The sequence below is a fragment of the Mesorhizobium sp. P5_C1 genome (assembly GCF_054049815.1).
Map to the genome: position 1 here is coordinate 1 of NZ_JBFULQ010000304.1, position 6,866 is coordinate 6,866.

The window sequence follows — 6,866 nt, forward strand, 5'->3', positions numbered from 1 at the left end:
GCTTCGCGAGACAACGATCGGACTTGAGGCCAAATTCCACTTTCGGAATTATGCCCACCTTGCTTTGATGCAATTCCGGACGGAAAGCCGTTTCACACTTTTCCCGGAGTTGCTCTAGCCCGACATAGCGCCGAGTGCCGCTATTGCGGCGAGCAGGCCACCCAGATCCTCGTGGTCGCGCCAGGGCTGGACTGTAAAGCCCGATTGAACGGCCGCTTCGCCGTCGACCAGCCAGCCCTGCAAAAGTCCGGCGCGTTGTCCCGCCTCCATGTCCGCCGGCTTGTCGCCGACGATCAGCGATCGCTGCAGATCGAGCCCGAGACATTTGGCCGCCTCCAGCAACATGCCCGGATTGGGCTTGCGCATCGGATGATCGGCGATCGCAAGCGGCCCCTCGCCCGCCTCGTGATAGGCGCAGGCAAGGACCATATCCACGAACGCGTTGTCGGCGCGCAGCAGGTCGAGCACGCGGCCATTGACGGCGGCGAAATCGCTCCAGCCGTAGTAGCCGCGCGCGATGCCCGACTGGTTGGTGACGATGATGACGGGAATGCCGGCCCGATTGGCGGCACCGATCGCAGCGGCGATATCCTCGCGCAGCACCATTTCGGCCGGGTCATCGGGATAGCCGGTGTCGAAATTGATGGTGCCGTCGCGGTCGAGAAACAGCGCAGGCGTACCGGTCGGAAAAAACCTGCTATCGATCCGCTCGACCCATAGTCCGGGCTCCTGGAGCGGATAGGGTTCGGGCTTCACGATCAGGTCCCGTCAGCCATTGCTGAGACGCGCTTCGACCACTTCGCACAGATGATGATAGAGGCACAGATGCCCCTGCTGGATGATCGGGGTCGAGGTCGAGGGCACGTTGAGCAGGATGTCCGATAGCGGCTTGAGCTTGCCACCGGTGTCGCCGGTCAGGCTGATCACCGTCATGTCCATCATCCGCGCCTGCTCGGCAGCGGCGAGAATGCTCGGCGAATTGCCGCTGGTCGAGATTGCCAGCAGCACGCCGCCCGCCGAGCCATGCGCCTCGACCTGGCGCGAAAACACCGTGTCGAAGCCATAGTCATTGCCCCAGGCGGTCAGCACAGCGGCATTGGCCGGGAGTGCGATGACATTGTAGGCCTTGCGCTCCTTGAGGAAGCGGCCGACCAGTTCGCCGGCGATGTGGATGGCATCGCTGGCCGAGCCGCCATTGCCGCAGATCAGCAAGGCTTTGCTCTGTGAAAGAGCCGTCACGATGGCGCTCACCGCCCGCTCCATCTCGCTCGTCAGGTCGCGCTCGACCATGGCGGAAATCGCGGCCGCCGAGCGGACCAGGTAGTCGTTCAGGTCAGACATGAATTCCTCAGCTTGTGGTGCCACCGGCACGCAATTTGCCGATGGTGTTGGTGGTGCTTTTGCCGGCGAGGAGATCGATCAGCACGACGCGGCCGCCCGACTTCTGCACCACTTCGGCACCGACCACGGTGTCGATCGTGTAATCGGCGCCCTTGACCAGTATGTCGGGCAGCAGCGCTTCGATCAGCGCCAAGGGCGTGTCCTCCTCGAACACCACGACCGCATCGACCGAGGCAAGGGCGGCGAGCACGCAGGCGCGGTCATGCTGGTCGTTGACCGGCCGCCCGACGCCCTTTAGCCGTCGCACCGAAGCATCGCTGTTGAGGCCAAGCACCAGCCGGTCGCACTGGCTGCGCGCCGCGTGCAAGAGACTGACGTGGCCGGCATGCAGGATGTCGAAGCAGCCATTGGTGAAGCCGACGCTCAAGCCCTCCTCCTTCCACGCCGCGACCATGCGCGCGGCCGACGTAGCGTCGAGGATGGCATCCTTGTGGGCGGTCGGCCCGTGCGAACGGAACAGCGCACCGGTGAGTTCCTCGACCGTCAGCCGCGCGGTGCCGCGCTTGCCCACCACGACGCCGCCGGCAGCATTGGCGATCGATGCCGCCGAGACAGGGTCGGCACCGGCCGCCAGCGCCAATGCAAAGCTCGCGATCACCGTGTCGCCGGCGCCCGAAACGTCGAACACTTCGCGCGCCTGGGTGGCGATATGGCGCGCCTCGGTCGGGTCGACCACGCTCATGCCCTTTTCGCTGCGCGTCGCCACGACGAAATCGAAGCCATGCGCTGAAATCAGCTGGCGTGCCGCCGCCACGATCTCGTCATCGGCGAACACCGCATGGCCGACAGCTTCCCCAAGCTCCTTGCGGTTGGGGGTGATGGCGGTCGCTCCGGCATAGCGCGCATAGTCGCGGCCCTTCGGATCGACAAGCACCGGCTTTCCCGCCTCACGGCAGATGGCGATCAAGTCGCCGGCGACGCCGTCGAGCAATATGCCCTTGCCATAGTCGGACAGGACGACGATGTCGGCGCGCGTCAGCGCCGCGCGGAAATGCCGGATCAGACCGTCGCGCTCCGCAACATCGAGCGGCTTGATCTCCTCTTCGTCGAAGCGCAGCACCTGCTGGTTGAGCGCGCTGAAGCGGCTCTTCGACGAGGTCATGCGGCCACGCGCCTGCGCGAGGCCCGCTGTGTCAGCGCCGAGTTCGCGCAGCATGCGCACGAGATTGTCACCGGCAGCATCAGTGCCGATCACCGACACGGGAACAGCGGATGCGCCGAGCGAGACGATGTTGGCGACGACATTGCCGGCGCCGCCCATAGTCGAGGTTTCGCCGCGCCGGTGCAGCACCGGGATCGGCGCTTCCGGCGAGATCCGCTCGATGACGCCGTTGACGAACCGGTCGAGGATGAAGTCGCCGACCACCAGCACGGTGGCCTGGCCAAACCGTGCGATGGCGCGGTGCAGGGGTTCGGGAGAAGGCGGATTGTGCTTGATCATGTCACTGGCAACGCGTGGAAATGGCCGATTTCAACCTTGCGGGTAATCATCAATTGAAGGGCCGGTTCGTTCATGGCGAAGCCGATATACCGCAAATCCACGCAGCGCAACGGCTGGCCATGACCACGATGGCCGGGCGGTCAGGTCTTCTGCAGGGCGACATGGACACCCAGCCCGACCAGCACCGCCCCGCCGGCCCGCTGCATCAGGCGCTGTGCACGGCTCGAACGCCGCAAGCAGCCGATCACGGCACCGGCCAAGAACACGCAGACGATATCGGCCGAAGAGAACATCAGATTGACGATGGTGCCCAACACGACGAACTGCAGCCAGACCGGTAGCGCCGCCGAGGTATCGATGAACTGCGGCAGGAAGGCCATGAAGAAGATCGCCGTCTTGGGATTGAGCACCTCGACGGTGACGCTCTCGAAAAAGGCGCGCCGCGCCGATTTCCGCTCGATCGCGGGCAGCGCCATGTCGCCCTCGACGCGCTTGCGGAACAGCGAAACGCCGAGCCAGATCAGGTAGAGCGCGCCGACCAGCTTGACCGCCAGATAGAGCGGCGGCACGGCGTGAAACAGCACCGACAGGCCCGCGGCAGCGGCAAAGACATGCACATAGCCGCCCAGATGAATGCCAAGTGCTGCCGTCAGGCCGGACCAGCGGCCGCGCGCCATCGTCTGCGCGGCGGCGTAGAGCATGGCCGGGCCGGGAATGTAGGCGAAGATCGCCGTGGTGGCGAAAAACGCGATGAGCAGTTCGGTCGACGGCATTCTTCTGTCCCTCACGATCGTCCCGGGTGGCACAAACCGACTGAAGCGGAAGCTTTGCGGCGCCACTGTGACATCCGCTTCGCTGCCTGCTTTATCGACAGCCCACCCTGCCTCCCTTATAAGGGCCGGAATCGGCAAGTGAAACGCGTATCAGGGCCAACAACATGATCATCGTCACGGGCGGCGCCGGCATGATCGGCTCCAACATCGTCGCGGCGCTGAATGCCGAAGGCCATGACGACATCCTCGTCGTCGACGACCTCACCGATGGCCACAAGATCGCCAATCTCGCCGATCTGCGCATCGCCGACTATCTCGACAAGGACGATTTCCTGGGCCGTATGGAGGCTGGCTCGTTCGGCCGCATCGAGGCCGTGTTCCACCAGGGCGCCTGCTCGACCACCACCGAGTGGAACGGCAAGTTCATGATGGAGGTGAACTACGCCTTCTCGAAACGGTTGCTGCATGCCTGCCAGGCGCTGCGCGTGCCCTTCCTCTACGCCTCCTCGGCTTCCGTCTATGGCGGCGGCGCCGAATTTCGCGAAGACCCGGCGCTCGAGCGACCGCTCAATGTGTATGCCTATTCCAAGAAGCTGTTCGACGACTATGTCAGGCGCACCGTCTTCGACACCGATCATGCGCAGGTTGTGGGCTTGCGCTACTTCAACGTCTACGGTCCGCGCGAGGCGCACAAGGGCGCCATGGCCTCGGTCGCCTTCCACCTATTCAACCAGGTCGAGCGGGGCGAGAACCCGAAACTGTTCGGCGCCTATGATGGCTTCGGACCGGGCGAGCAAAGCCGCGATTTCATCCATGTCGGCGACGTCGCCGACGTCAATCTGTGGCTGTGGAAGCGCGGATCGAGCGGCATCTTCAACTGCGGCACCGGTCGCGCCCAGCCCTTCCGTGCCATTGCCGAAACCGTCATCGACACGCTGGGCAAGGGCGAGATCGAATTCATCGAATTCCCCGACCATCTCAAGGGCAGCTACCAGAGCTTTACGCAAGCTGATATGTCCCGTTTGCGCGCGGTCGGTTACAATGGCCAATTCCGGACAGTGGAAACCGGTGTCAGAGACTATGTCGAATGGCTGAAAGCCCAACGATCCTCGTGATCGGCCCACGCTGGGTGGGCGACATGGTGATGGCGCAGTGCCTGTTTTCGGCGCTGAAAGAGCTTCATCCCAACGCCGCGATCGATGTGCTGGCGCCGGCCTGGGCCGCGCCGCTGGTCAAGCGCATGCCCGAAATCCGCCAGCAGATCGACTTTCCGCTGAAGCCCGGCGCGCTGGAATTCACCATTCGCCGGCGTTTTGGCCGACTGCTGCGCGGCCGCTACGACATGGCCTATGTCCTGCCGGGCAGCTGGAAATCGGCGCTGATCCCGTTCTTTGCCCGCATTCCGCGGCGTTTCGGCTATTTGCGCGAAATGCGCTACGGCCTGCTGACCGACATCGTGCCGCTGCCCGACAGCGTCAAACGACGCACGGCGCAGGCTTATTTCGGCCTCGCCCAGGGCGGCCATTTCCGGCCGCCACGCCTGACCGTTGACGCGAAGAACCAAGCCGCTCTGCTCGACCGCTTCGGGCTCGCGCCCCAGAGATTCGCAGCGCTGATGCCCGGCGCCGAGTTCGGCCCGGCCAAGCGCTGGCCGAGCGAAAGCTATGCCGGGCTTGCCCGTGATCTCATGGCGAAGGGTTTGAAGGTCGCGCTGTTCGGTTCGAAGAACGACCGCGACGTGGCGGCGGAGATCGCCGCCCTCGCCCCCGGCGTTGTCGACCTCGCTGGCCAGACCCGGCTGGAGGACGCCATCGACCTGATCTCGGCGGCAAGGCTGGCGGTGTCCAACGACAGCGGGCTGATGCATGTCGCGGCGGGAGTCGGCACGCCGATCGTTGCCGTCTTCGGCTCGACCTCGCCACAGAATACGCCGCCGCTGGCGGAACGGTGCGAACTGGTCTGGCTCGGCCTGCCCTGTTCGCCTTGCCACCAGAAGGTCTGTCCGCTCGGCCACCTCAACTGCCTGAAGACGCTTGAAGTCGAGCAGGTCGTGGCGGCGGCGAAACGCCTGCTGGAAATCCCGGCAGCCGCATGAAGGTCCTCATCGTCAAGACGTCGTCGATGGGCGACGTCATCCACACCTTTCCGGCCGTCGAGGATGCCCGCCTTGTCAGGCCCGACATATCCTTCGACTGGTGCGTGGAAGAGGCATTCGCCGGCATCGTGGCGCTGCATCCGGCGATCGACAGGATCCACACGGTGGCGATCCGGCGCTGGCGCAAGACATTGCTCGACGGCGGCACATGGCGCGAAGCGGCCGCCTTGCGCCGCACCTTGCGCGATTGCCGCTACGACCTCGTCATCGATGCGCAGGGACTGCTGAAATCAGCCCTGGTGGCCAGGCAGGCCGGTGCGCCGATCGCCGGCTTCGACCGGTCGAGCGCGCGCGAACCTTCTGCGTCGCTGGTCTACGACGTCACCTACGCCGTGCCGCGCGACCTGCACGCCATCGAACGCACGCGGCGGCTGTTCGGGCTGGCGCTAGGCTACCAGCCCGATCTTTCGAGGCTGGCCTCCGGCATCGTCCCGCCACCCGGCAATCTGGCCGGCATCAGTGGCAGAATCGCCTTCCTGCTGCACGGCACGAGCCGCGAAGACAAGAAATGGCCGGTTCAAGACTGGATCGAAACCGCCCGTCTGCTGGTTGAAAGGGAAACGACGCCGGTCACGACATGGTCGAACGAGCGCGAGAAGGCCGTCGCCGAAGCGATCGCTGGAGCCATTCCGTCAACGGTCGTGGTGCCCAAATCGCCGCTCTCCGACATCGCCGCGATCATCGGCCGCTCGACGCTCGTCATTGGCGCCGACACCGGGCTAACCCATCTCGCCAGCGCCTTCGGCCTGCCGACGGTTGCGGTTTTTCTTGCCACCGAGCCGGGTTTGACCGGGCCGCGCGGGCCATACGCGTCAACGCTTTTGGCCGCACCCGGGGAACATGTAACGCCGGGGCAAGCGGTAGCGGAGGCAGAGAGGCTGCTGGAGCGCCAGGCGCTTGGTCAAGTTAACGCAGATTGATTTTATTCAATCAATTCAATCGGAAACGCTGACGCTGCCCCTCATTGCCCTGCCGGGCGTTTCTCCCCGTATAGTGACGGGGAGAAAGAAGCCGGCCGCAACGCCCGACGCCTTCCTTGCAACGTTAGAAATTGGCGAAATCATTGATGAAGGCGTCCTTCTCCCCGTTCACGGGG

Annotated in this window: 8 protein-coding genes; 4 read left to right on the forward strand and 4 right to left on the reverse strand. The window is 64.5% G+C overall.

Annotation, left to right across the window (positions count from 1 at the left end; genetic code table 11):
* Nucleotides 1–114: 114 nt before the first annotated feature.
* The 4 genes from ACXJ7R_RS21190 to ACXJ7R_RS21205 form a co-directional block, all read right to left on the reverse strand.
* Nucleotides 115–756 carry an HAD-IIIA family hydrolase gene (locus tag ACXJ7R_RS21190; RefSeq protein ID WP_457153555.1) on the reverse strand — a complete coding sequence of 214 codons (642 nt, stop codon included), beginning with the start codon at nucleotides 754–756 and terminating at the stop codon, nucleotides 115–117.
* Nucleotides 757–768: 12 nt separating this feature from the next.
* A complete protein-coding gene (locus ACXJ7R_RS21195) occupies nucleotides 769–1,341 on the reverse strand; it encodes a D-sedoheptulose-7-phosphate isomerase (protein WP_457153556.1) in 573 nt (190 codons plus the stop codon).
* A gap of 7 nt (nucleotides 1,342–1,348) precedes the next feature.
* Nucleotides 1,349–2,842 carry a D-glycero-beta-D-manno-heptose-7-phosphate kinase gene (gene rfaE1 / locus ACXJ7R_RS21200; protein WP_457153557.1) on the reverse strand — a complete coding sequence of 498 codons (1,494 nt, stop codon included), beginning with the start codon at nucleotides 2,840–2,842 and terminating at the stop codon, nucleotides 1,349–1,351.
* A 140-nt stretch (nucleotides 2,843–2,982) separates the two neighbouring features.
* The gene (locus ACXJ7R_RS21205; RefSeq protein ID WP_457153558.1) at nucleotides 2,983–3,615 is read right to left on the reverse strand and encodes a LysE family translocator; all 633 of its coding nucleotides are present in this window, start codon (nucleotides 3,613–3,615) and stop codon (nucleotides 2,983–2,985) included.
* A gap of 164 nt (nucleotides 3,616–3,779) precedes the next feature.
* On the opposite strand from ACXJ7R_RS21205, the gene rfaD reads away from it, so the two are divergent.
* From rfaD to ACXJ7R_RS21225, 4 genes are all read left to right on the forward strand, one after another.
* On the forward strand, nucleotides 3,780–4,730 hold the full coding sequence (gene rfaD, locus ACXJ7R_RS21210; RefSeq protein WP_095090923.1) for an ADP-glyceromanno-heptose 6-epimerase: 951 nt from the start codon (nucleotides 3,780–3,782) through the stop codon (nucleotides 4,728–4,730).
* The gene (gene waaF / locus ACXJ7R_RS21215; RefSeq protein ID WP_457153559.1) at nucleotides 4,703–5,710 is read left to right on the forward strand and encodes a lipopolysaccharide heptosyltransferase II; all 1,008 of its coding nucleotides are present in this window, start codon (nucleotides 4,703–4,705) and stop codon (nucleotides 5,708–5,710) included. The genes rfaD and waaF overlap by 28 nt, the downstream gene beginning before the upstream one ends.
* A complete protein-coding gene (gene waaC / locus ACXJ7R_RS21220; protein WP_457153560.1) occupies nucleotides 5,707–6,690 on the forward strand; it encodes a lipopolysaccharide heptosyltransferase I in 984 nt (327 codons plus the stop codon). The genes waaF and waaC overlap by 4 nt, the downstream gene beginning before the upstream one ends.
* Nucleotides 6,668–6,866, forward strand: a 199-nt coding sequence (locus tag ACXJ7R_RS21225; RefSeq protein ID WP_457153561.1) for a hypothetical protein, incomplete at its 3' end; no start/stop codon positions are given. The genes waaC and ACXJ7R_RS21225, both read left to right, overlap by 23 nt.

Coding starts and splice junctions, on each gene's coding strand:
- ACXJ7R_RS21195 (WP_457153556.1), bottom strand. CDS start 1,341: ATGTCTGACCTGAACGACTACCTGGTCCGCTCGGCGGCCGCGATTTCC.
- rfaE1 (WP_457153557.1), bottom strand. CDS start 2,842: ATGATCAAGCACAATCCGCCTTCTCCCGAACCCCTGCACCGCGCCATC.
- ACXJ7R_RS21205 (WP_457153558.1), bottom strand. CDS start 3,615: ATGCCGTCGACCGAACTGCTCATCGCGTTTTTCGCCACCACGGCGATC.
- rfaD (WP_095090923.1), top strand. CDS start 3,780: ATGATCATCGTCACGGGCGGCGCCGGCATGATCGGCTCCAACATCGTC.
- waaF (WP_457153559.1), top strand. CDS start 4,703: ATGGCTGAAAGCCCAACGATCCTCGTGATCGGCCCACGCTGGGTGGGC.
- waaC (WP_457153560.1), top strand. CDS start 5,707: ATGAAGGTCCTCATCGTCAAGACGTCGTCGATGGGCGACGTCATCCAC.